Genomic DNA, 22,505 nt, shown 5'->3' on the forward strand with positions numbered 1-22,505 from the left:
GCGTGCGTTCCGTGCGCTTTTCCTTCCCGCTCTGCCCAGCTTTGTTTGTAATGGTGATTCGAGCAACAATGTGCAGCGATTCTAAATGCGAATGGTTCTCAAGTAAACATGAGAATTATTCTCAATATGATCGGTGACAAGCAGGCAGGGAAGACACGCAGGGAAATACGTCGGAGTCAGGCTGGGATAGCGGCGGAAGAACCGGGGCGGAAAAGCGCGATCGCGCCTGACCGCAAGGCTGGGCGATCTTCTGGAGTCAGTAGCAGGTGGTAATGCCGCAACGATGGCATTCGGCGAGGTGAAGCAATGGTTGATCAAACGGTAGGCGGCCCACGCCGGGCGGCGATGCATTGCCCGGCGCGGATGCCGCAATCCCGCTCGTCAACGGCGGCGGGAACGCGGACAGGAGACGCTCAGGCAGTCGGATTGCCGGTGCCGTCGGCGGTCGTGCCGCTGCCGCCTTCCTTGCCCTTCTTCAGCTCTGCGCCGGTCAGCGGATCGGCGGTCGGGTCGGACTTGGTGCGCAGCGCCATCTGTTCCACCGTGGCGGCTTCCGCGGTCGACAATTTCACGCTGCCTTCGCCACTGCCGCCGTCCACGGCCATCTGTTTTTCGCGCTCGGAGACGAACTGCCATTGCTCGCCCTGGTTCCACGGACCACGACGCTCCGGCTCGCCCTGCGACATGTTGAAGTAGACATTGGTGAAGCGCGCATCGCCCGGCATTTTCCCCGGCGGGAAGTTCGGCTCCATCGCATACAGCGCCTTCTCGAAGGACTTCTGATGCGCGATCTCACGCGTCATCAGGAAACCGAGCGCTTCCTTCACGCCGGGGTCCTCGGTCAGCGCGATCAGGCGCTCATAGACGATCTTGGCGCGCGCCTCGGCAGCGATATTGGAGCGCAGGTCAGCGCTCGGCTCGCCGATCGTGTCGATATAGGCCGCGGTCCAGGGCACGCCGGCGGAGTTGACCAGCGGCGGTCCGCCGCCATACAGCACCTGGGTCAGATGGCTGTCGTTGCCTGCCCCGGTGATGGACCGATACAACTCGCCCTCTTCTTCCACCGCCTCGGACAGCCGGCCCTTGGCGCCCTTGTTCAGCATCGCCACGATGGTGCCGATGACCTCGAGGTGACTCAGCTCCTCGGTGGCGATATCAAACAGCATGTCCTTGCGGCCGGGATCATCCTCGCCGATGGCCTGGGTGAAATAGCGGCAGGCCGCGGCCAGTTCGCCCTGCGGGCCGCCGAATTGCTCGAGCATCAGGTTGGCCAGTCCGGGATTGGTTTCACTCACCCGGACCGTGTACTGCAGACGCTTGTTGTGTGCAAACATTCTTCTCTCCAGTCACTATTGATCGCTTCAGGATCGACGAGCTCGAAACTCACGCCGATTGAGGACACCATAGTCAGCCCGACTGGAGAGCTGTATAGGAAGGGTTCTTCTTTACATGTAGGAGAAGCCCTGAGGGAGCACGGGCAACATTGCGCTCGGGATAGAAGACGACACGGCGGCGTACGCAGTCGGATTACAGCAAGGGCCCGAGCCAGGACGCCACTTTCTCCATCGCCTTTTCCTGCAGCGGCCGTCGCAACCATTCCTCGTAACTCACGCGATGCGAGTGCTTCAAATCTTCATCGAAGGCGACGATCTGCCGCTGCGCGAAGTCGCGGTCATACACATTCAGGTTCGCTTCATCGTTCAGCTCGAAGGAACGGTTGTCGAAGTTGGTCGAGCCGACCGACACCAGCAAACCATCGACGATCATCACCTTGCAGTGATACATCGTCGGCTCGTATTCGCTGATCTCGGCGCCGGCCTTGAGCAACTCGCCCCACATGCCGCGCGAGGAGCGGCGCACCGCTTCCACATCGATATGCTTGCCGGGCGTGATGATCTGCACTTTCACACCGCGCTTCATTGCATCGACCAGCGCGTTGCGCGTCATCTCGTCCGGCACGAAATAGGATGCCGACAGCCGTATGCTTTCCTTGGCCGCGGTGATGGCAAGCAGATACATCAGATGCATGCTCTCGCTGCCGCCTTCCTGCGAGCTGCTGAACATCTGCGCGCGCATGTTGCCTACCGGCGCGATCTCGGGGAAATAATCGTCGCCATGCAATACCTTGCCGGTGGTCTTGGTCCAGTTGTCCATGAACACTGCCTGGACCTGCCCGACCACCGGGCCTTCGACGCGGTAATGCGAATCGCGCCAGTGATCCGGGTCCTGCGCATGGCCTGTCCAGTCCGGCGCGATGCCGACGCCGCCGGTGAAGCCGATGCGGCCGTCGACGATCAACAGCTTGCGATGGGTGCGGTTGTTCATGCGCCCGAGGTTGTACCAGCGCAGCGGATGGTATTTGCGCACCTCCACGCTAGAGCGCTGCATGGTCTCCATTTCATCGTCGCTCATCTTGCTGCTGCCCACGGCATCGATCAGCAGATGCACCTTGACGCCGGCGCGCGCGCGCTCGGCCAGCGCATCGGCGAACTGCTTGCCGATGGTGCCGGACCAGTAGATATAGGTTTCGAAATTGATGTTCTTCTTCGCGCCGCGTATCGCCTCCAGCATCGCGGGGAAGATCTGGTCGCCGTTCAGCAATTCCTGCGCCGCGTTGCCGCTGACCATGGGCGGACCGAGCAGGATGCCCAGCGAGCGCTGGAAGGCCGGGTCTTCGATCGAATACAGCCGCGGAATTTCCTGCCGCACTTCCTTCTCGTTCGGCGCGAAATTCAAGACCACGAGCGTGGCCAGCAGCGTCAGCAGCACGCTGACGACGGCGATCAAAACCTTCTTGCGAGTGGTGAGCGGTTTGCGCTGCATAGGCCTGAATCCATGGCGCCGCGATGGCGCCGCATGGATTGCGGCGCATTTCGCGGCAGGATTTCAGCTTAGCAGCGCATGGGCAGCCGGGAATTGCGTGCAATCCAGCTTCGCTCCGGCGTGCACGCCGGCGGCGAACGCTTATAGATTCGGCGCAAGCCAGCGCTCGATGTCTTCTTTCGATACGCCGCGGCGCCTGGCCATGTCCAGCACCTGGTCTTCGCCGATCTTGCCGACGCTGAAGTACTTCGCGTCCGGATGCGCAAGATAGAAGCCGGACACCGACGCGCCCGGATACATCGCAAACGCATCGGTGAGCTGCATGCCGATTTCCTCGGCCTGCAGCACTCGGAACATGTCGGCCTTCACCGTGTGTTCCGGGCAGGCCGGATAACCGGGCGCCGGGCGGATGCCCTTGTACTCTTCGCGGATCAGCGCCGCATTGTCGAGCTGCTCGTCGGCCGCATAGCCCCAGAGGTCCGTGCGCACGCGCTCGTGCAATTGCTCGGCGAAGGCTTCGGCCAGGCGGTCGGCCAGCGACTTGAGCATGATCGACGAGTAATCGTCGTGCGCATCCTCGAAGCGCTTCTCGTGCTTTTCGATGCCGATGCCGGCGGTCACCGCGAACATGCCGATGTAATCGGCGATGCCTGAGGACTTCGGCGCAATGAAATCCGACAGGCACTGGTTCGGCCGCGCCACGCCATCGATGACGGGCTTGACCAGCTGCTGGCGCGCGCCGTACCAGGTGAGCGCGACTTCGCGGCGCGAGTCGTCGGTATAGATCTCGATATCGTCATCGTTGATGCTGTTGGCCGGCAGCAGCGCGATCACGCCGTTGGCAGTGAGCCAGCGGCCTTCGATGACGCGCTTCAAGAGCGCCTGCCCTTCCTCGAACACCTTGCTCGCGGCTTCGCCGACGACCTCGTCCTTCAGGATTGCCGGGAACGGCCCGGCCAGGTCCCAGGTCTGGAAGAACGGACCCCAGTCGATGTACTGCGCAAGCGCGCCGAGATCGACGTTCTTGAATACGCGCCGGCCGATGAACTTCGGCTTCACCGGCGCGAACTCCAGCTTCGTCCGGTTCGCGCGCGCATCAGCGAGCGACAGCATCGGCTGCGCCTTGCGGTTCGCATGCTGGTCGCGGATGCGCTCGTAATCCTTGGCGATGTCCTGCACATAAGTGTCGCGCTGCTCGGGCGTCAACAGCGACTGCGCCACCGACACCGAGCGCGACGCATCCGGCACATACACCACCGGGCCTTCGTAATTCGGCGCAATCTTCACCGCGGTATGCGCGCGGCTGGTAGTGGCGCCGCCGATCAGCAGCGGAATCTTCATCATGCGGAAATGCGGATCGCGCTGCATCTCCTTGGCGACGTAGGCCATCTCTTCGAGCGACGGCGTGATCAGGCCGGACAGGCCGATGATGTCGGCATTCTCGGCCTTGGCTTTCGCAAGGATTTCCGAGCAAGGCACCATCACGCCCATGTTCACGACTTCGAAGTTATTGCATTGCAGGACCACCGAGACGATGTTCTTGCCGATGTCATGCACGTCGCCTTTCACGGTGGCGATCACGATCTTGCCCTTGGCCTTGGCCGCGATGCCGGTGCGGCGTTCTTCTTCGGCCTTCTCTTCCTCGATGAACGGAATCAGGTGCGCCACGGCCGCCTTCATCACCCGCGCCGACTTCACCACCTGCGGCAGGAACATCTTGCCCTGGCCGAACAGGTCGCCGACGATGTTCATGCCATCCATCAGCGGACCTTCGATGACCGCGATCGGACGTCCGCCCGCGCCCATGACCTTCTGCCGCGCTTCCTCAGTATCCTCGACGATCCATTGCGTGATGCCATGCACCAGCGCATGCGCGAGCCGCTCTTCCACGCCGCCGTTGCGCCACTCCAGGTTCTGTTCTTCCTTTTTCCCGCCGGCCTTCAGCGTGGCCGCGAATTCGATCATGCGCTCGGTGGCATCGTCGCGGCGGTTCAGCACCACGTCTTCCACGCGCTCGCGCAATTCGGGAGCAAGTTCACTGTAGACGCCGACCATGCCGGCGTTGACGATGCCCATGGTCATGCCGGCCTGGATCGCGTGATACAGGAACACGGTATGGATCGCTTCGCGCGCCGGGTCATTGCCGCGGAAGGAAAAGCTCACGTTCGATACGCCGCCGCTGATCTTGGCATGCGGCAGGTTCTCGCGGATCCAGCGCGTGGCATTGATGAAGTCGACCGCGTAGTTGTTGTGCTCCTCGATGCCGGTGGCAATCGCGAAGATGTTCGGGTCGAAGATGATGTCTTCCGGCGGAAAGCCGACTTGTTGGGTGAGCGTGTCGTAGGCGCGCTTGCAGATCTGGATCTTGCGCTCGAAGGTGTCGGCCTGGCCGGTCTCATCGAAGGCCATCACGATGACCGCGGCGCCGTAGCGGCGGCAGAGTTTCGCCTGGCGCAGGAATTCCTCTTCGCCTTCCTTCAGCGAGATCGAGTTCACGACCGCCTTGCCCTGCACGCATTTCAGGCCGGCTTCGATCACGGACCATTTCGACGAGTCGATCATGATCGGCACGCGCGCGATGTCGGGCTCGGACGCGATCAGGTTCAGAAAGCGCGTCATCGCCGCGACCGAGTCCAGCATCGCTTCATCCATGTTGATGTCGATGATCTGCGCGCCGTTTTCCACCTGCTGGCGCGCGACCGCGAGCGCTTCGTCGTATTGCTCGTTGAGGATCAGTCGCGCGAAGGCTTTCGAGCCGGTGACGTTGGTGCGTTCGCCCACATTCACGAACAGCGAGTTCTCGTCAATGGTGAACGGCTCCAGGCCGGACAGGCGCATCGCTGCTGGTACCTCGGGCAGCCGGCGCGGCGCGATGGTTTTCACCGTCTCGGCAATGGCGCGGATATGCGCCGGCGTGGTGCCGCAGCAGCCGCCGGCGATATTGACGAAGCCGCTTTCGGCGAAGTCCTTCAGGAGCGAAGACGTAACGTCCGGGGTTTCATCGAAGCCGGTGTCCGACATCGGATTGGGCAGGCCGGCGTTCGGGTAAATGCAGACGAAGGTGTCGGCGATCTTCGACAGCTCTTCCGCATACGGGCGCATCAGCGCCGCGCCGAGTGCGCAGTTCAGGCCGACGGTCAACGGCTTCGCATGGCGCACCGAGTTCCAGAAGGCCGGCACGGTCTGGCCCGACAGGATACGGCCCGAAGCATCGGTCACGGTGCCGGAGATCATGATCGGCAGGCGCTTGCCGCTCTCTTCGAAGAACTGGTCGATCGCGAACAGCGCGGCCTTGCAGTTGAGCGTATCGAAAATGGTTTCGACCAGCAGCACATCGGCGCCGCCTTCGACCAGGCCGCGGGTTTGCTCGAGATAAGCCGCGACCAACGCATCGAAAGTGATGTTGCGCGCGGCGGGGTCGTTCACATCCGGCGAGATCGACGCGGTGCGCGGCGTGGGGCCAAGCGCGCCGGCGACGAAGCGCGGCTTGTCCGGCGTCGAATACTTGTCGCAGGCTTCGCGCGCCAGGCGCGCCGCGGCCACGTTCATTTCATAGGCCAGGTGGCCCATGTGGTAATCGTCCTGCGCCACCGTGGTCGCGCCGAAGGTATTGGTTTCGATCAGGTCGGCACCGGCGGCCAGGTATTGCTCATGGATTTCGCGGATGATGTCGGGCCGCGTCAGCGTCAACAGCTCGTTGTTCCCCTTCAGGAACATCTCCTTGCCGGGCACCGAGAAATCCGCGAAGCGCGCGCCTCGGTAATCCTCTTCCGTCAGGCGGTACTGCTGAATCATGGTGCCCATGGCGCCGTCCAGGACCAGGATGCGTTGGGACAGCAGGTCGCGCAGCAGCGCTTCGGTTTGGGAGATGGGATCGCGTTTCATGTGGCTACTCGCAAGAATTCGGAAATGAAAAAACCCGGCTGCAAAGCGGGGCCGGGTTTTTCGGTCCGCTTTAGCTGCATTTATTGGGATAGGTGCTGGAAGATGTCCCGCGCCCGCAAGCTGGGTTTGACTTTGCAATCAAATCGGCGCGGCAAAAATTATACGTGAATTCAGCACATTGCCCGCCGCGCCGGCCATGCGTCATGCCGCGGCGCAGGCGGACACGCGCGCTTCATCGAGTTTCAGGCTCAGGCATTTGGCCGAGCCGCCGGCCTTCATGAATTCGCCCAGTGGCGTCTGATGCACCCGGAAACCGTGCGCCGCCAAGGCGGCGATCAGCGTATCCGAGGCGCGGTTGAGGATGATGTCGCGGCCGATGTTGATCGCGTTGCAGGCGAAATCCTGCGCATCTTCATGATCGACGGCGATGCGCAGCGCGGGCGGCACCAGCGCGTCGATGCGTGCGCGCGATATCGCATCGAAGGCAGACGGATGGTAGAGCAGCGCACCGCCGTCCAGCGGGCAGAAGCAGGTATCGAGATGGTAGAAGCGCGGATTGACCAATCCCAGCGGCTCGACTTCGACATCGAGCAGCCTGGCAATCGCCGCCGCCGCGGCGGCATCGGTGCGATGTCCATGGCCCATCCACAACAACGGCAGGCGCCGGTCGAACAGCGCGTCGCCAGCACCTTCGAAGCGCAGGTCCTGCGGCAGCAGCCGCACGTCAAAGCCGTGTTCGGCAAACCATCTCTCGAAATGCGGCTCTTCCAGCCGGCGCTCGGGATGAAGAAAGCGCGACAGCACGCAGGTGCGTCCAAACACCAGGCCGGCATTCGCGGTGAACACCATGTCCGGCACACCCGGCGCGGCGGCGATGGTTTCGACGGTGGCGAAGCGCCGCAGCAGCGCGACGAGCGCATTCCACTGCCGGCTTGCGGCGGCATTGCTGCCATGCGCCACATTGCCTTCCATCCAGGGGTTGATCACATAGGCCACTTCGAAATGGCGCGGCGCGCACATCAGAATGCGTGGTTTCATTTTTCGGCTCCCTTTTCCGGCCCGGGCGGCCGGCCTGATTCAGCAACTCATGCGGCAATCCGGATGTCATGCAGCACTGCGGCGATGGCAGCGACCGCGAAATCGATTTCCTCCTCGGTGACGATCAGGGGTGGCGCGAGTCGCACCACCGTTTCATGCGTGTCTTTCGTTAGAACGCCGCGCAGCATCAGCCGTTCGCAGAAAAGCCTTGCGGAGATCGTTGCCGGATGCAATTCCATGCCGATCAGCAGGCCCTTGCCGCGCAATTGCCGGATCGCCGGATGGCTGATGCGCCTCAGGCTGCTCATCAGCCGCTCGCCCCGTTCCCAAGCGCGCTGCGCCAGCGCATCGCGCTCGAGCAGGCGCAGCGCCGCTTCGCCGACTGCACACGCAAGCGGATTGCCGCCGAAGGTGCTGCCATGGTCGCCTGGCCGGAAAACCGCCATCACGTCCTCGCGCGCGAGAAAGGCCGATACCGGCAACAGGCCGCCGCCCAGCGCCTTACCCAGCACCAGGCCGTCCGGCTTCACGTTCTCATGGTCGCAGGCGAGCAGGCGGCCGGTGCGGCCCAGGCCGGTTTGCACTTCATCGCAGATCAGCAGCACATCGTGGCGGCTGCAGATGTCGCGGCAGCGGGCGAGATAGCCGTCGGGCGGCACGATGATGCCGGCTTCGCCCTGCACCGGTTCGACCAGAAAAGCCGCGGTGTCCGGTGTGATCGCCGCTTCCAGCGCATCGGCGTCGCCGAACGGAATGCTGATGAAGCCCGGAGCGAAAGGCCCGAAGCCCTGGCGATACTGCGCCTCCGAGGAAAAGCCGATGATCGTGGTGGTGCGTCCGGCAAAGTTGCCGGCGCAGACGATGATCTGCGCACGGCCTTCGGCGACGCCCTTGACTTCATAGGCCCATTTGCGCGCGGCCTTGATCGCGGTTTCGACCGCCTCCGCGCCGGTATTCATCGGCAGCGCGCGCGGCATTCCGGTCATCGCACATAGTCGCTCGAGGAAGGGACCAAGCCGGTCGGTATGGAAGGCGCGCGAGGTGACGGCCAGCGTCGATGCCTGCTGCGTCAGCGTCGCCACCAGTTCCGGGTGCGCATGACCGAAGCTGACTGCGGAATAGGCGGACATCATGTCGAGATAAGCGTTGCCGTGGATGTCACGCAGCCATGCGCCGGCGCCGCTGTGCAACACGACGGGAAGCGGATGGTAGTTGGCGGCGCAATAACGCGACTCGAGTTCGATCAGGCTTTCCATGTGGCTCCCCTGTTGGAATCACGGCGATTTGTTCTGTCATGGTAGACCTGAAGCCTCGCAAGATTTGTGCTTTATCAGGCGCGCACTCCCCTGCTTATGAAAGGATCTTTTACGACACTGCGCACGGAGGCATGCAATGGAGAAACTCGACCGATACGACCGGATTCTATTGACCACATTGCAAAAAAACGGTCGAGCATCCAACGTGGAATTGTCCGAGCAGGCGAGCCTGTCGGCGCCGCAGTGCTATCGCCGCGTGAGACGGCTGGAGATGGATGGCATCATCCGCGGCTATACCGCGCAGCTGGTGCCGGGCACGCTGGGACTGGAAGTGGTGGCCTTCGTCAGCCTTACGCTGGACCGGGAGCAATTCAAGAATGTGCGCGATCTGGAAACCGTGATCCGCGATTTTCCCGAGATCCTCGAGTGCTACACGATATCCGGCGACTTCGACTATCTGCTGAAGGTAGTGGCGACCGATTTGCGGGCATTTTCCGCGTTTCTCACCGACCGGCTGATGCAGGTGCCGGGAGTGTCCACGGTGCGTTCGATGATCTGCCTCGAGGAAATCAAGCCGTCCAGCCCGCTGCCCTTGCCGCCGGTTTTGCCGTGATGGCCTTAGTAACCCTCAACCGACGCCGAAGCGTGCGTCGTCGAAGGTGAAACCTTTCAGGAACTCGGCCACGGCGAGCCGCTTGCCGCCCGGCTTTTGCAGTTGCGTCAATTGCAGCGCGCCCTGCCCGCAGGCGACGATGACGCCGCGCTGCGCATCCACGCTCAGCACGGTTCCGGGAAGGGCATTGCCAGAAGCTTCGATGGCCCGGGCCTGCCATATCTTCAGCGTCGTGCCCGCATAGTTGGCAAACGCGCCGGGAAAGGGATGGAAAGCGCGAATGCGTCGTGCCAGCAGCTGTGCCGGCAGCGAAAAATCGAGCGCGGCTTCTTCCTTGGAAATCTTCGCGGCATAGGTCACGCCCGCATCAAGCTGCGGCTCGGCTCGCAAGCCGCCCGACTCCAGGCGCTGCAGCGCTTCCACGATCATCCTGCCGCCCAGGGTCGCAAGGCGGTCATGCAGGCTGCCGGTGGTGTCGTCGCCGACAATCGGCATCGCCTCTTTCATCAGCATGGGACCGGTGTCGAGGCCGGCGTCCATTTGCATGATGGTGATGCCGGTCTCGGCATCGCCAGACTCGATCGCGCGATGTATCGGCGCGGCGCCGCGCCAGCGTGGCAACAGGGATGCATGGATGTTCAGGCAACCGAGGCGCGGGATGTCGAGCACGGATTGCGGCAGGATCAATCCGTAGGCAGCCACGACCATCGCATCGGCTTGCAGCTCGCGCAGCTGGCGGTGCGCTTCGGCGGCAACATCCGGATGCTTGCCGTCAAGGCGCAACGACACCGGTTGCGCTACGGGAATACCGTGCTGTTGCGCGAATTGCTTCACGGGGGAAGCCTGCAGCTGCATGCCGCGTCCGGCGGGACGGTCGGGCTGCGTCAGGACCAGGGGAATGGAAAAGCCTGCCGCATGCAGGTCGCGCAGCGCTACCGCTGCGAATTCGGGAGTTCCGGCGAAGACGATTTTCATGGCGCGATTGTAACGTGCCGCTCCGGCAGCCCGCCTGAAGAGGGCAGACTTCCAGTCTTACCTTACGGCCGCGCGCGGCGCGTCGCGCTTCTGCTCGCGCTCTTCCTTGATCAGCCTGGTCTTGATGCGGTTGCGCTTGAGCGGCGACAGGTATTCGACAAACACCTTGCCCTTCAAGTGATCCATTTCATGCTGGATGCACACGGCGAGCAGGCCGTCGGCCTCGAGTTCGAAGGGCTTGCCGTCCAGGTCCAGCGCGCGCACCTTCACGCGCGCCGGGCGTTCGACCCCGTCGTAAATGCCGGGCACGGAAAGGCAGCCTTCTTCATACAGCTGCTTTTCCGGGCTGGCCCAGGTGATTTCCGGATTGATGAATACCCGCAGATCGTCGCGGGTTTCGGAAGTGTCGATGACGATCAGTTGCTGATGCACGTCAATCTGCGTGGCGGCCAGGCCGACGCCGGGAGCGTCGTACATGGTTTCGGCCATGTCGGCAGCCAGCTTCTTGAGCCGGTCATCGAATACCATGACCGGTTTTGCGACCTTATGCAGACGTGGATCGGGATAACGAAGGATATTGAGGAGAGCCATACGCGGTTTGCACAACAATGCGGGAGGAAACTGTAAAAGTAAGTGGTGGTTTTTCTTGCCAGTTCAAGCGAATGAAGGCAGAATTTAATTCACTACGGCAACATTTGCCGGATGCCATCACTGTCACACGCTGGGTCGCAAGCGATTCCGGGCCAGCATCAAAGTCGGGACCACCCTGCCGCATCTACCGGACAAACCATGAAAAAGTGTAGCACAGCCAGCCTGTTACTCGCCCTTGCCTGCGCGATGGCTCCGGCAGTCGCCCCGGCCGCCGATGCCGCAAAACCCGCGTCCTGTCAATTCCTTGCCAATGCGCCAGACCAGCACAAGGTGGTCCGCGGCGATACGCTGTGGGGCATTTCCGAGCGCTTTCTCGAACATCCCTGGTGCTGGCCGCAAGTCTGGGGGCTGAACCGCGACCAGATCCGCAATCCACACTGGATTTATCCGGGCCAGATCGTCATCTTCGACCGCGTCAACGGCCGCCTGCGCCTGGCCGGAGGCGATGGCCCGGACGGCGTGCCCACGGTGAAGCTGTCGCCGCGCATCCGCACCGAAGGCATTGCTGCGCAGGCCATCTCCACGATTCCCGCGAATGTAATCGAACCCTTCCTGACCCAGCCGCTGCTGCTGGAGGAAAGCAAGCTTGCGGGCGCGCCGCATGTGGTACAGGGCGATGAAGGACGCGTTGTTCTCGGCAAGGGCGACCGCATGTATGTGCGCGGCGATCTTGGCGATGCTACGACGTTCCAGATCTATCAACCTTCCACCGCGCTGCGCGATCCGGAAACCGGCGAGGTGCTCGGCCATGAAGCCGCCTATCTCGGCCTCGCCAAGCTCGATCGCGCCGCCGGCGCGCCGAATGAAGCGCATCGTTTCCTCATCACCGCCTCCGAGCGGGAAATCGGTCCGGGCGCGTTGCTGGCGCCGCTGCCGCCGATGCCGCTGGTGAACTATGTGCCGCATCCGCCGCAGTCGCAGGTAGAGGCGCGCGTCGTTTCCATCTACGGCGGCGTGGAGAATGCCGGCCAGAACGCGGTCGTGACCATCAATCGCGGCAAGAGCGATGGCCTGGACGTGGGCAGCGTGCTGGAGCTGTATCAGCATGGCAAGACGGTGAAGGACCGCAGCGCCGGCAATGAAGCGGTGCGCCTGCCGGATGAAAGGACGGGAACGCTTTTCATCTTCCGTACCTTCGATCGGGTGTCTTATGGACTGGTGATGCAGGTCGCCAACAGGATTCGCGTCGGCGACGCAGCCAGATCCCCCGACTGAGCCCGCCATGTCCGGCGCGGATACGCTGGCAACATGGCTGCGTCTGGCGCGTTGCCCAGACGTGGGCACCATCACGGCGCTGCGGCTGCTGCAGACCTTCGGCTCCGCGGAAGCCATCTTTTCCGCAGCGCCGGCGACACTGACCGAGCTTGGCGGCCCGCAGATTGCGCAAGCCTTGCTGGCGCCGCCCGGCAAGGAACTCCTGGAACTCATCGACCGAACGCGGGCCTGGCTCGCGCAGCCGGAAAATCATCTGCTGACGCTTGCCGATGAAGCTTATCCGAAGCAGCTACTCGAAATTCCCGACCCGCCTCTGCTGTTGTATGCAAAGGGCAGCCTGCCAGCCTTGACGGCGCCATCGATTGCCATCGTCGGCAGCCGCAACGCCAGCGCGCAAGGCATGGCCAATGCGCGGCAGTTCGCGCAGGCGCTGGCCGAAGCCGGGCTGGTTGTCGTGTCCGGCATGGCGCTCGGCATAGACACTGCCGCGCATGAAGGCGCCCTGCTCGCGCAAGGCCTGCTTGCCGCTTCCACCATTGCCGTGATCGGCACCGGCATCGATATCGTCTACCCGGCGCGCAATCGCGCGCTTGCGCATCGCATCGCCGAACATGGCTGCATCGTTTCCGAATATCCTCTGGGCATGCCGGCGCTGCCGGCAAACTTCCCGCGACGCAATCGCATCATCAGCGGCCTGGCGCGCGGCACGCTTGTGGTGGAAGCAGCGGCGCAATCCGGATCATTGATCACGGCGCGGCAAGCCGCTGACCAGGGACGCGATGTGTATGCGATCCCGGGTTCGATACACTCACCGCTGGCCAAGGGTTGTCACGAACTGATACGGCAGGGAGCAAAGTTGGTGGAATCCGCGCAAGACATCCTGGAAGACTGGAAAAACATGCATTTTCCGTGCGTTTTGGAAGAAAAACCGGCGCAGCCGACTTCATCTGACCATCCCGACAACGACCTTTTGCGGATTATCGGCTATGATCCCGTGAGCTTGAACGTGCTGGCTGCCCGCGCAGGTCTCGATGCATCAACGATCAATGCGCAACTGTTGATGCTTGAACTTGATGGCTGTATTGAAAGACTGGCAGGCGGCATGGTGAGGCGACTGGGCTGAAGCTTGAGCGTACTCGCATCGAACCCGGCCTCGCTCTTTATAATGAATTCAAGGTTTCCGGTTGCAGCGTGCCGTCTTATCTACATTGGCTTCAAGATTTGCGCGCAATACCTGTAGATGCCACCGAGCTGCAACTGTGTTCCGGTTATCCACGCAGGCGCTTGTGTCTTCCAACACCTTACCGTTACAGTAGAAACCATGTTTGACGTCCTTGTATACCTCTACGAAACTTATTACCGCCCGGATGCCTGCCCGGACTCGGAAGCGCTGGTGAAGAAGTTGTCAGCGGTCGGTTTCGAAGAAGAGGAAATCTCCAAAGCGCTCGGCTGGCTTACTGATCTTGCGGAAACCACCAACGAATTTTCGATGCTGCATCCGCAGCAGACGAGTTTCACGAGCGGCTTTCGTATCTATGTTGATCGCGAATACGATCTGCTCGGCACCGCCGCGATCGGCTTCATCCAGTTCCTCGAATCGGCCAAGGTCATCAATGCGCTGCAGCGCGAGATCGTGATCGAGCGCGCCATGGCGGCGGCCGAAATCCAGCTCTCGCTCGACAAGCTGAAGGTGATCGTGCTGATGGTGCTGTGGAGCCAGGGCAAGGAACCCGACGGTTTGATGTTTGACGAGCTCTTCCTTGACGACGACGAAGAGCAAACGCGACAGCCGCACTGAACACTGCAACATCCGGTTCACCGAAACGCCGGCCACCATCTGGTCGGCGTTTTCATTTGTTCCTCCATGGCGGTGCCGCCGCGCGTCTCCTTGCGATTTTCGACGCAACCCGCTTATCATTGGCCGCAATTGCGCCGGCCAGCTCCGACTATCGTCAGGCCTGCTCCTTATCAGGATGTTGAAAAAACCAGCAGGCGGGCCGAGATGGAGACCGCGCCGATGTTTTCAGCGCCCTGTTATTTCCTCCCACACTAATGCAGGATCGGCAACGATCCGAAGGCGTGGCAGATAATCCCGAATTCATGCCGGCACTGCCGCTCCACGCGCCCACAGCGAGACTCATTGTTATGACCAAGACCCTCATCATCGCCGAGAAGCCTTCTGTCGCGAATGACATCGCGAAGACGCTCGGCGGCTTCACCAGGCACGATGAGTATTTCGAATCCGACGAGTACGTGCTCTCGTCCGCCATCGGCCACCTGGTGGAAATCACCGTGCCGGAAGAATACGACGTCAAGCGCGGCAAATGGTCTTTCACCCATCTGCCGATGATTCCGCCGCATTTCGATCTCAATCCGATCGCCAAGACCGAATCGCGCCTGAAGGTGCTGTCCAAGCTGATCCGCCGCAAGGACGTCGGCATGCTCATCAATGCCTGTGACGCGGGCCGCGAAGGCGAGCTGATCTTCCGTCTCATCGTGCAGTACGCGAAGGCGAAGCAGCCGATCAAGCGGCTGTGGTTGCAGTCGATGACGCCGAATGCGATCCGCGACGCCTTCACGCATCTGCGCGAAGACCGCGAGATGATGCCGCTGGCCGATGCCGCGCGCTGCCGCAGCGAAGCCGACTGGCTCATCGGCATCAACGGCACCCGCGCCATGACCGCGTTCAATTCGAAGGAAGGCGGCTTTTATCTAACCACCGTCGGCCGGGTGCAGACGCCGACCTTGTCCATCGTCGTCGAACGCGAAGAAAAGATCCGCCGCTTCGTGCCGCGCGACTACTGGGAAGTGCGCGCCGAGTTCGGCTGCGAAGCCGGCACTTATGAAGGCCGCTGGCTCGACACGAAATTCAAGCGCGATGAGAACGACCCCGAGCGACGCGCCGAGCGCCTCTGGAACCGCAATGATGCCGACGCCATCGTCGCCGCCTGCCGCGGCAAGCCGGGCAAGGTCACCGAGGAATCGAAGCCGACCACGTCGATGGCGCCGGCATTGTTCGACCTGACCAGCCTGCAGCGCGAAGCCAACGCCCGCTTCGGTTTCTCGGCGAAGAACACGCTCGGCCTGGCGCAGGCGCTGTATGAAAAGCACAAGGTGCTGACCTATCCACGTACCGACTCGCGCCATCTGCCCGAAGACTACCTGAACACCGTCAGGCAGACGCTGGACACCATCGCCGAGAACAACAACTACCATCGCTTTGCCAAGCAGATCCTCGGCAGCAATTGGGTCAAGCCGAACAAGCGCATCTTCGACAACAGCAAGATCAGCGACCACTTCGCGATCATCCCGACGACGCAGGCGCCGAAGAACCTGTCCGAGCCCGAGCAGAAGCTGTACGACCTGGTCACGCGTCGCTTCATGGCAGTGTTCTTCCCCGCGGCCGAGTTCCTGGTTACGACGCGCTTCACCGAAGTCGAAGGCCATCAGTTCAAGAGCGAGGGTAAGGTGCTCGTCAATGCCGGCTGGCTTGCGGTCTATGGTCGTGAGGCGGCGAACGACAAAGACCCAGTCAACAAGGACAAGGAAGACGGCAACATCCTGGTGGCGGTCAAGCCGAACGAACAGGTGCGAACCGAAGAGATCGCCGCGCATGCGCTGGTAACCAAACCGCCGGCGCGCTACACCGAAGCCACGCTGCTGTCGGCGATGGAAGGCGCGGGCAAGCTGGTGGACTCCGAAGAGCTGCGCGAAGCGATGGCCGGCAAGGGCCTGGGCACGCCGGCCACGCGCGCGGCCATCATCGAAGGCCTGTTGAACGAGAAGTACCTGCTGCGCGAAGGTCGCGAGATCGTGCCCACCGCGAAGGCCTTCCAGTTGATGACGCTGCTGCGCGGCCTCGGCGTGTCCGAGCTTACCGCGCCGGAGTTGACCGGCGAATGGGAATACAAGCTCGCGCAGATGGAGCGCGGTCGCATCAGCCGCGAAGAATTCATGCGCGAGATCGCCGACATGACCGAGGTCATCGTCAAGCGCGCCAAGGAATACGACAACGCCACCATCCCCGGCGACTATGCGACGTTGAAGACGCCATGCCCGAACTGCGGCTCGGTGGTGAAGGAAAACTATCGGCGCTTCGCCTGCACGAAGTGTGATTTCTCGATCAGCAAGACGCCGGGCGGAAGGCAGTTCGAGATCGAGGAAGTCGAGGAATTGCTCGCGCGGCGCAGCATCGGTCCGCTGCAGGGCTTCCGCTCGAAGATGGGCCGGCCCTTCGCCGCCATCCTCAACATCGTGCGCGACGAGGACAACAACAACTACAAGCTCGAATTCGACTTCGGTCAGAACGAAGAGGAAGCCGAAGACGGCGAAGGCGTGGACTTCAGCGGCCAGACTGCGCTTGGCCCATGCCCGAAATGCGGCTCAGGCGTGTATGAGATGGGCCTGGCCTATGTCTGCGAACATGCGGTGGCCAAGCCCAAGACCTGCGACTTCCGCAGCGGCCGCATCATCCTGCAGCAGGAGATCCTGCCCCAGCAGATGACCAAGCTGCTCAACGAAGGCCGCACCGATCTGCTGCCGGGCTTCGTGTCGCAGCGCACGCGCCGTCCGTTCAAGGCATTCCTGGTGCGCGGCAAGGATGGCAAGATCAGCTTCGAGTTCGAGGAACGCAAGGGCAAGCCTGGCGCGAAGGCCGGTGCTGGCGAAGGCGCGAACGAGGCCAGCGAAGCCACGCTGAAGCCTGCAGCCAAGGCGCCGGCGAAGAAAGTCGCAGCAAAGAAGGTCGCGGCGAAGAAGGTCGCAACCAAGCGCGCCGCAGTCAGAAAGGCCGCGTGACCGGCGTACCCGAGTCGCTCCCCTTCTTCACAATGCCCGCAGTCTGCGGGCATTTTTCCTGGAGCGTCGCGCTTATCCTGCATGCGCATGCATAAGCAATTGTTCAATTGACTACGCTCAACGGCCTCGCATCCACTGCGCGCCGAGGCGGAACTCCGATCTTGTCGAACCCGTCTATCGAATGCAGCGAAACGAATGCCCGCGATCATGCAGGGCGGCTGTTCCCGACAATTGAATCAAGGAGATTCACATGACAATGACCAAATGGATTCTGCCCATTGCCTGCGTAGTCGCGCTGGGCGCCTGCAGCTCGATGGATCGTTCGAGCAGCATGGGCTCGAGCTCGGGCATGAGCTCATCCGGCAGCATGCAGAGCGCCAACAAGCAGGAGACGACTTCCGGCGCCTTCGCCTCGCCCGGCACCGCCAACGTGCCCGGCTCGAAAGGCACGGCTGGCGCGCCGGTTGATCCGAACAATCCGGGTAGCAGCATGAATGGTGGCTCCGGCATGGGCAGCGGCTCGGGCATGGGCGGCGGCATGGGACGCTAAGTTCTCAGGCAGCCTTCCTGATTTGCCTGGCGGCCTCGAAGGCAAGCAGATAACGCTTGCGTTCGAGGCCGCCTGCATATCCGGCCAGCGATCCATCGCTGCTCAGCACGCGATGGCAGGGAACGACGATACAGATCGGATTACGCCCGATGGCTGCGCCGACCGCGCGCGCTGCCGATGCTGAACCGATCGCGCTCGCATGCAGCGCATAGCTCGAGGTCGCGCCATAAGGCAGCTGCATCAGACGCTGCCATACCCGCTGTTGAAACGCGGTGCCGCGCAGATCCAGCGGCAGCGTGAATTCTCGCCTCTCTCCCTTGAAGTATTCATCGAGCTGCAGCGCCGTCTGCTGCAGCAGCGCATGCGCATCATCGCGTTGCCACAGCGCCGGGCCATCGAAATGCCGATGCTGCGGAAAGTACAGCCCGCACAAGCCTTGCTCGCTCGCTGCCAGCAGCAGTTCACCCAGCGGACTTGCATGAAAGCGGTAGTGGATCATGATGCGTCTCCGTGAAGTGGATGCGGCCCATGCCACAGCAGCATGGCCGCATAGCCGCGCCATGGTGACCAGAGCGCCGCGCGCGCAAGCAATGCGCGCTCGTCAGCCAGTCCCGTCGCACGACGCAATCCCAGGTCGCCTGCCGGGAAGGCATCCGGATGACGCAGGGCGCGCAGCGCGATGTATTGCGCCGTCCATTCGCCGATGCCCGGTACGCCTTTTAATCGCTCGACCGCTTGAGCCAGAGTGGCGCCAGGCGCAAATCGCAAGCCGCCTTCGGCCGCGAAGCGTGCCAGCGCGGATATGGTTTTTGCACGCGAGCCCGGCATGCCGAGCGTAGCGATGACTTCCGCCGGCGCTGCGGCCAACTCTGCCGGCGTCGGGAAATGCAGACCGACTTCGCCAAACGGCGTGACGGCGCTTCGACCAAAGCGTGCCGCCAGCCGGCCCGCGAGCGTGGTCGCGCCGGCCACGCTGATCTGCTGTCCGAGCACGGCGCGCACGGCAAGTTCGAACGCATCGAAGGCGCCGGGCAGACGTAGTCCGGGCCATTGCTGCAGGAGTGGCACGAGCAGCGCGTCCTGCGCCAGATGCGCGGCGATCTGCGCCGGGTTCGCATCGAGATCGAATTGCGCGCGCACCCGCGCCATCAGCGGCATCAGTGCCTGCGCCAGCGCCAGATCGACATCGAGCTGCAGCTGGCAGGACTGTGGCAGATGACGGATGCGCAGCCAGCCTTGTGTCTCGTTCAAGCGCACGCTGCGCGCGTAGCTGCCATCGGCCAGCACCGCTTCCACGCCCGGTATGCCGCGTCGCGCGAAATAGACAAGCATCGCATCCCATGCATAGGGCGGCCGATAGGCCAGGCGCATCGTCAGCATGCCGGCTCCAACGCAGTCGCCGGCGGCGCGGCGCAGCTCGCCAGGCGCCATGCGATAGCGACTGGCAAAGAGCGCATTGAAGCGGCGCACGCTGCGAAATCCCGCCGAGAACGCGACTTCCGGCATCGCCAGATCGGTTTCCTGCAGCAGCTTCTTGGCAAACAGCAGCCGCTGCGTCTGCGCCAGCTCGATCGGCGTCACGCCGAACTGCGCCAGCAGGATGCGCCGCACCTGGCGCGATGACAGGCCGATTTCCGTCGCAAGCCGCTCGAGCATGCCGCCTTCGCCATCGCCATCCTCGTTCAGGGCACCGGCGGCGATGCGCTGCCAGATCGCATGCGCGAGGTTCTGCTGCAGCGCATAGGGTGCCAGCTCGGGGCGGCAGCGCAGGCAGGGCCGAAATCCCGCCGCCTCGGCCGCCGCGGCGCTGGCAAAGAATACGCAGGAAGCGCGGCGCGGCGTCTTCACGCCGCACACCGGCCGGCAATAGATGCCTGTGCTCTTCACGCCGGTGAAGAACAAGCCGTCAAAGCGGGCGTCGCGCGCAGCCAGCGCGCGGTAGCAGCTGTCGGGATCGGGCAGGTCGGCCCATGGCGTGGCGAGAGTGTCCATGCGGGCTGTTATACGCGCGTGTGCGAGACGGGTACAGCCGTTTTCGGACAACAGATTGCAATGTGAACGTTTGAACCGAACAGCGCTCCGTCCCACTCAGTGAAGCTCTACTACCCCGACAGTATCTTCGAAGGATCACTAATGAAGCCGATCATTCTCTGCACACTACTGCTGCTTCAGGTGCTGCCCTGCTACGCTCATGCCCGCGCTCCATCACCGGAGCTGGTTCAACACATAGAGAAAGCCATGGAGAAGTGGCGCGTTCCGGGACTCAGCGTCGCTGTCGTGCATGACTACAGGATCAAATGGTCCCGGGGCTTCGGTCTGCGCGACGAAGCAGCGCAGCTCAGAGTGGATACGTCAACGCCATTCCAGGCCGCGTCGGTCAGCAAGCCGATAACTGCGCTTGCCATCATGATTGCCTTGCGCGAGCGCGGCCTGTCGGTGGACCAGGAAATCAACCCGCTTTTCGCAGGTTTGCTGCAGAACGATGCGGCTCACCCGTGGCAGCTCCCAAATCCCTTTCCCGAACCGGTCACCATACGGATGCTGTTATCCCATACGGCGGGAACCAGTGCCTTTCATTACAAGGGATACCGCTATCGCTACGACGCCGATCCGCCGGCGCCGGTCGACGCCATTCCAGGCATGCGCGAAGAACTCGACGGTCTGCCGCCCGCCAATACGCCGCCAGTCTCGGTGATCCGGCCGCCGGGAAAAACTTGGTCCTATTCCCCGGCGGGATATACGGTGCTGCAAGCCCTTCTCACCGCCATGTATCGCAAGGACTTCGCCGACATCATGTCGGAACTGATATTGCAACCGCTGGACATGAACGAGAGCAGCTTTGCGCAACCGATGCATCCGGCACAGGCGGCGGCGATCGCAACGCCATACGTCGCGCAGGGGCAGCCGCTCGCCTACGGACCTCGTGTATTCAACACCGCCGCATCTGGCGGCTTGACCACAACGCCCACCGACCTGGCGAAGCTGATGGTGGCACTGCAGCGCGCATTGAAAGGCGAGTCCAGCGGCAAGCTGATTCCCGGGATCGCCAGGGCAGTGCTGCGGCGCCAGTCCGGACGTACCGAGGATGGGAAATGCTTTGATACCGGTACAACAGGAAGATTCGCCTGCCGCTCGTCATGGGGGCTTGGTTTCGATGTGAACCTGAACCGGTATCTCGAGCACCAGCCGGACGATGCCTCCACCGGCGACTACTTTGGACACACCGGCTTCAATTCAGGTTATCTAACCGTATTCTTGGGCAGCAAAAAGGGGGGAAATGGCCTGGTGCTGATGAGTAATCTCGCGCCGGAAGACATGTCCGGACCTGTACCGCAATTCACATTCATGACTGAGCTCGTACGCCGCATCGCCGACGAAGAGCATTGGCGTTAGGCGCCGTATTGACGGGCTCGCGAGGCGAGCCTGCGGCGACAAATCAGGTAGGCTACACTTTCGATTCGAAAATCATAACGATAACGCCATGCAAGACCATGCCCCGGCCCCCAGCCTGAAAACCATCCTCCTCGCCACTGGCGTCATCCTCACCCTCGCCATGGGCGTGCGCCACGGCTTCGGCTTCTGGCTGCAGCCGATCTCCCAGGCCCATGGATGGACCCGTGAAACCTATTCGCTGGCGCAGGCGCTGCAGAACCTGCTGTGGGGCGCCTTCGGTCCCTTCGCGGGCATGGCGGCCGACCGCTGGGGCACGATGCGCGTGGCTATCTTCGGCGCGCTGCTGTATGCGGCCGGGCTGGCGTGGATGGCGCTGGTGGCGCAGCCCGCGGCTTTCGTGGTCGGCTCCGGCGTGCTGCTCGGCGGCGCGCTGGCCTGCACCGCTTTCGGCGCCATGAGCGGCATCATTGGCCGCAGCACGCCGGAAGCGAAACGGTCCTGGGCCTTCGGCATTTCCGGCGCGGCCAGCTCCTTCGGCCAATTCATGATGATGCCCATCGAGCAGCAACTGATCGCTTCCGCCGGCTGGCAAGGAGCCTTGATGGTGCTGGCCGCGGTGGTGGCGCTGCTCATGATCCCGATGGCGCTGTTCCTGCGCGAACCGAAGCTGGCGCGCGCCGCCGGCCCGCAACAGAGCATCATGGAAGCGGTGGGCGAAGCTTTCCGTTATCGCCCCTTCCTGCTGCTGCTCACCGGCTATTTCGTCTGCGGCTTCCAGCTGGTGTTCATCGGCGTGCACATGCCGGCCTACCTGAAGGACAAGGGTCTCGCCGATCCGAAGATCGCGGTCACCGCGCTGGCCCTGATTGGCCTGTTCAACATCTTTGGCTCGTATCTCGCCGGCAGGCTGGGCGGCCGCCTGCCGAAGCGCTATCTGCTGTCGACGATCTACCTGGCTCGCGCCGGCGCGATCGCGCTGTTCCTACTGCTGCCGCTGTCCGCGACCTCGGTGTATGTGTTTTCCGCGGTGATGGGCCTGTTGTGGCTGTCCACGGTGCCGCTGACCAATGGCGTGATCGCCGGGATCTTTGGCGTGCGTCATCTGTCGATGCTGTCGGGCTTCGTATTCTTCTCGCACCAGGTCGGCAGCTTCCTCGGCGTGTGGCTCGGCGGCTATCTGTACACGCTGCAGGGCAGCTACTCGACGGTATGGCTGATCACGATCGGGCTCGGCGTGGTGGCGGCGCTGGTGAATCTGCCGATCAACGAGAAACCGATCGTGCGCGCGCAGCCGGCGCTTGCCTGAACT

17 protein-coding genes are annotated in these 22,505 nt (G+C 62.6%); 8 read left to right on the top strand and 9 right to left on the bottom strand.

Going from position 1 to position 22,505, the window contains the following annotated elements; translation table 11 throughout:
- Positions 1–413: 413 nt before the first annotated feature.
- From JJB74_RS21305 to rocD, 5 genes are all read right to left on the bottom strand, one after another.
- Positions 414–1,334 carry a manganese catalase family protein gene (locus tag JJB74_RS21305; protein ID WP_200595233.1) on the bottom strand — a complete coding sequence of 307 codons (921 nt, stop codon included), beginning with the start codon at positions 1,332–1,334 and terminating at the stop codon, positions 414–416.
- A gap of 193 nt (positions 1,335–1,527) precedes the next feature.
- Positions 1,528–2,823, bottom strand: coding sequence for a phospholipase D-like domain-containing protein (locus JJB74_RS21310; RefSeq protein WP_200595235.1), 1,296 nt, complete (start codon positions 2,821–2,823; stop codon positions 1,528–1,530).
- Between the two features lie 141 nt (positions 2,824–2,964).
- Positions 2,965–6,708, bottom strand: a complete 3,744-nt coding sequence (gene metH / locus JJB74_RS21315; RefSeq protein ID WP_200595237.1) for a methionine synthase — start codon at positions 6,706–6,708, stop codon at positions 2,965–2,967.
- A 201-nt stretch (positions 6,709–6,909) separates the two neighbouring features.
- Positions 6,910–7,746 carry a dimethylarginine dimethylaminohydrolase family protein gene (locus tag JJB74_RS21320; RefSeq protein WP_200595238.1) on the bottom strand — a complete coding sequence of 279 codons (837 nt, stop codon included), beginning with the start codon at positions 7,744–7,746 and terminating at the stop codon, positions 6,910–6,912.
- Between the two features lie 47 nt (positions 7,747–7,793).
- Positions 7,794–9,002, bottom strand: coding sequence for an ornithine--oxo-acid transaminase (rocD, locus tag JJB74_RS21325; protein WP_200595240.1), 1,209 nt, complete (start codon positions 9,000–9,002; stop codon positions 7,794–7,796).
- Between the two features lie 136 nt (positions 9,003–9,138).
- Between rocD and JJB74_RS21330 the strand changes: the two genes are divergently transcribed.
- The gene (locus JJB74_RS21330) at positions 9,139–9,615 is read left to right on the top strand and encodes an Lrp/AsnC family transcriptional regulator (protein WP_200595242.1); all 477 of its coding nucleotides are present in this window, start codon (positions 9,139–9,141) and stop codon (positions 9,613–9,615) included.
- A 15-nt stretch (positions 9,616–9,630) separates the two neighbouring features.
- On the opposite strand, the gene fmt is transcribed toward JJB74_RS21330, so the two are convergent.
- Together fmt and def are read right to left on the bottom strand one after the other, a co-directional pair.
- Positions 9,631–10,590 (bottom strand): methionyl-tRNA formyltransferase, encoded by a 960-nt coding sequence (gene fmt, locus JJB74_RS21335; protein ID WP_200595243.1) that lies wholly within the window; start codon positions 10,588–10,590, stop codon positions 9,631–9,633.
- 57 nt (positions 10,591–10,647) lie between these two features.
- Complete coding sequence (gene def / locus JJB74_RS21340; protein WP_200595245.1) at positions 10,648–11,181, bottom strand: peptide deformylase; 534 nt, start codon at positions 11,179–11,181, stop codon at positions 10,648–10,650.
- Positions 11,182–11,379: 198 nt separating this feature from the next.
- Here def and JJB74_RS21345 point away from each other — a divergent pair, with 198 nt between their 5' ends.
- From JJB74_RS21345 to JJB74_RS21365, 5 genes are all read left to right on the top strand, one after another.
- Positions 11,380–12,456 carry a LysM peptidoglycan-binding domain-containing protein gene (locus tag JJB74_RS21345; protein ID WP_200595246.1) on the top strand — a complete coding sequence of 359 codons (1,077 nt, stop codon included), beginning with the start codon at positions 11,380–11,382 and terminating at the stop codon, positions 12,454–12,456.
- A 7-nt stretch (positions 12,457–12,463) separates the two neighbouring features.
- Entirely contained in the window at positions 12,464–13,579 is a 1,116-nt protein-coding gene (gene dprA, locus JJB74_RS21350) for a DNA-processing protein DprA (RefSeq protein ID WP_200595248.1), read from the top strand.
- Between the two features lie 198 nt (positions 13,580–13,777).
- On the top strand, positions 13,778–14,254 hold the full coding sequence (locus tag JJB74_RS21355) for a DUF494 family protein (protein WP_200595250.1): 477 nt from the start codon (positions 13,778–13,780) through the stop codon (positions 14,252–14,254).
- 347 nt (positions 14,255–14,601) lie between these two features.
- Positions 14,602–17,253, top strand: coding sequence for a DNA topoisomerase III (locus JJB74_RS21360; protein WP_200595252.1), 2,652 nt, complete (start codon positions 14,602–14,604; stop codon positions 17,251–17,253).
- A 250-nt stretch (positions 17,254–17,503) separates the two neighbouring features.
- Positions 17,504–17,803 (top strand): hypothetical protein, encoded by a 300-nt coding sequence (locus tag JJB74_RS21365; protein WP_200595253.1) that lies wholly within the window; start codon positions 17,504–17,506, stop codon positions 17,801–17,803.
- Positions 17,804–17,807: 4 nt separating this feature from the next.
- Here JJB74_RS21365 and JJB74_RS21370 read toward each other — a convergent pair whose 3' ends face one another.
- Entirely contained in the window at positions 17,808–18,302 is a 495-nt protein-coding gene (locus tag JJB74_RS21370; RefSeq protein WP_200595255.1) for a methylated-DNA--[protein]-cysteine S-methyltransferase, read from the bottom strand.
- Positions 18,299–19,795, bottom strand: a complete 1,497-nt coding sequence (locus tag JJB74_RS21375; RefSeq protein ID WP_200595257.1) for a DNA-3-methyladenine glycosylase 2 — start codon at positions 19,793–19,795, stop codon at positions 18,299–18,301. The genes JJB74_RS21370 and JJB74_RS21375 overlap by 4 nt, the downstream gene beginning before the upstream one ends.
- Before the next feature lie 141 nt (positions 19,796–19,936).
- Here JJB74_RS21375 and JJB74_RS21380 point away from each other — a divergent pair, with 141 nt between their 5' ends.
- Together JJB74_RS21380 and JJB74_RS21385 are read left to right on the top strand one after the other, a co-directional pair.
- Positions 19,937–21,196 carry a serine hydrolase domain-containing protein gene (locus JJB74_RS21380; protein WP_267913177.1) on the top strand — a complete coding sequence of 420 codons (1,260 nt, stop codon included), beginning with the start codon at positions 19,937–19,939 and terminating at the stop codon, positions 21,194–21,196.
- A gap of 88 nt (positions 21,197–21,284) precedes the next feature.
- Positions 21,285–22,502 carry an MFS transporter gene (locus JJB74_RS21385; protein WP_200595260.1) on the top strand — a complete coding sequence of 406 codons (1,218 nt, stop codon included), beginning with the start codon at positions 21,285–21,287 and terminating at the stop codon, positions 22,500–22,502.
- Positions 22,503–22,505: the final 3 nt, after the last annotated feature.

This window comes from Noviherbaspirillum pedocola, assembly GCF_016632335.1.
In the GTDB taxonomy this organism is placed as follows: Bacteria; Pseudomonadota; Gammaproteobacteria; order Burkholderiales; family Burkholderiaceae_D; genus Noviherbaspirillum_A; species Noviherbaspirillum_A pedocola.

Excerpts from the sequence above, each read along its gene's own strand:
- JJB74_RS21305 (WP_200595233.1), bottom strand. The coding sequence starts at position 1,334 with ATGTTTGCACACAACAAGCGTCTGCAGTACACGGTCCGGGTGAGTGAA.
- JJB74_RS21375 (WP_200595257.1), bottom strand. The coding sequence starts at position 19,795 with ATGGACACTCTCGCCACGCCATGGGCCGACCTGCCCGATCCCGACAGC.
- JJB74_RS21380 (WP_267913177.1), top strand. The coding sequence starts at position 19,937 with ATGAAGCCGATCATTCTCTGCACACTACTGCTGCTTCAGGTGCTGCCC.
- rocD (WP_200595240.1), bottom strand. The coding sequence starts at position 9,002 with ATGGAAAGCCTGATCGAACTCGAGTCGCGTTATTGCGCCGCCAACTAC.
- fmt (WP_200595243.1), bottom strand. The coding sequence starts at position 10,590 with ATGAAAATCGTCTTCGCCGGAACTCCCGAATTCGCAGCGGTAGCGCTG.
- JJB74_RS21355 (WP_200595250.1), top strand. The coding sequence starts at position 13,778 with ATGTTTGACGTCCTTGTATACCTCTACGAAACTTATTACCGCCCGGAT.
- metH (WP_200595237.1), bottom strand. The coding sequence starts at position 6,708 with ATGAAACGCGATCCCATCTCCCAAACCGAAGCGCTGCTGCGCGACCTG.
- def (WP_200595245.1), bottom strand. The coding sequence starts at position 11,181 with ATGGCTCTCCTCAATATCCTTCGTTATCCCGATCCACGTCTGCATAAG.
- JJB74_RS21365 (WP_200595253.1), top strand. The coding sequence starts at position 17,504 with ATGACAATGACCAAATGGATTCTGCCCATTGCCTGCGTAGTCGCGCTG.
- JJB74_RS21385 (WP_200595260.1), top strand. The coding sequence starts at position 21,285 with ATGCAAGACCATGCCCCGGCCCCCAGCCTGAAAACCATCCTCCTCGCC.
- JJB74_RS21360 (WP_200595252.1), top strand. The coding sequence starts at position 14,602 with ATGACCAAGACCCTCATCATCGCCGAGAAGCCTTCTGTCGCGAATGAC.
- dprA (WP_200595248.1), top strand. The coding sequence starts at position 12,464 with ATGTCCGGCGCGGATACGCTGGCAACATGGCTGCGTCTGGCGCGTTGC.
- JJB74_RS21330 (WP_200595242.1), top strand. The coding sequence starts at position 9,139 with ATGGAGAAACTCGACCGATACGACCGGATTCTATTGACCACATTGCAA.
- JJB74_RS21370 (WP_200595255.1), bottom strand. The coding sequence starts at position 18,302 with ATGATCCACTACCGCTTTCATGCAAGTCCGCTGGGTGAACTGCTGCTG.
- JJB74_RS21310 (WP_200595235.1), bottom strand. The coding sequence starts at position 2,823 with ATGCAGCGCAAACCGCTCACCACTCGCAAGAAGGTTTTGATCGCCGTC.
- JJB74_RS21345 (WP_200595246.1), top strand. The coding sequence starts at position 11,380 with ATGAAAAAGTGTAGCACAGCCAGCCTGTTACTCGCCCTTGCCTGCGCG.
- JJB74_RS21320 (WP_200595238.1), bottom strand. The coding sequence starts at position 7,746 with ATGAAACCACGCATTCTGATGTGCGCGCCGCGCCATTTCGAAGTGGCC.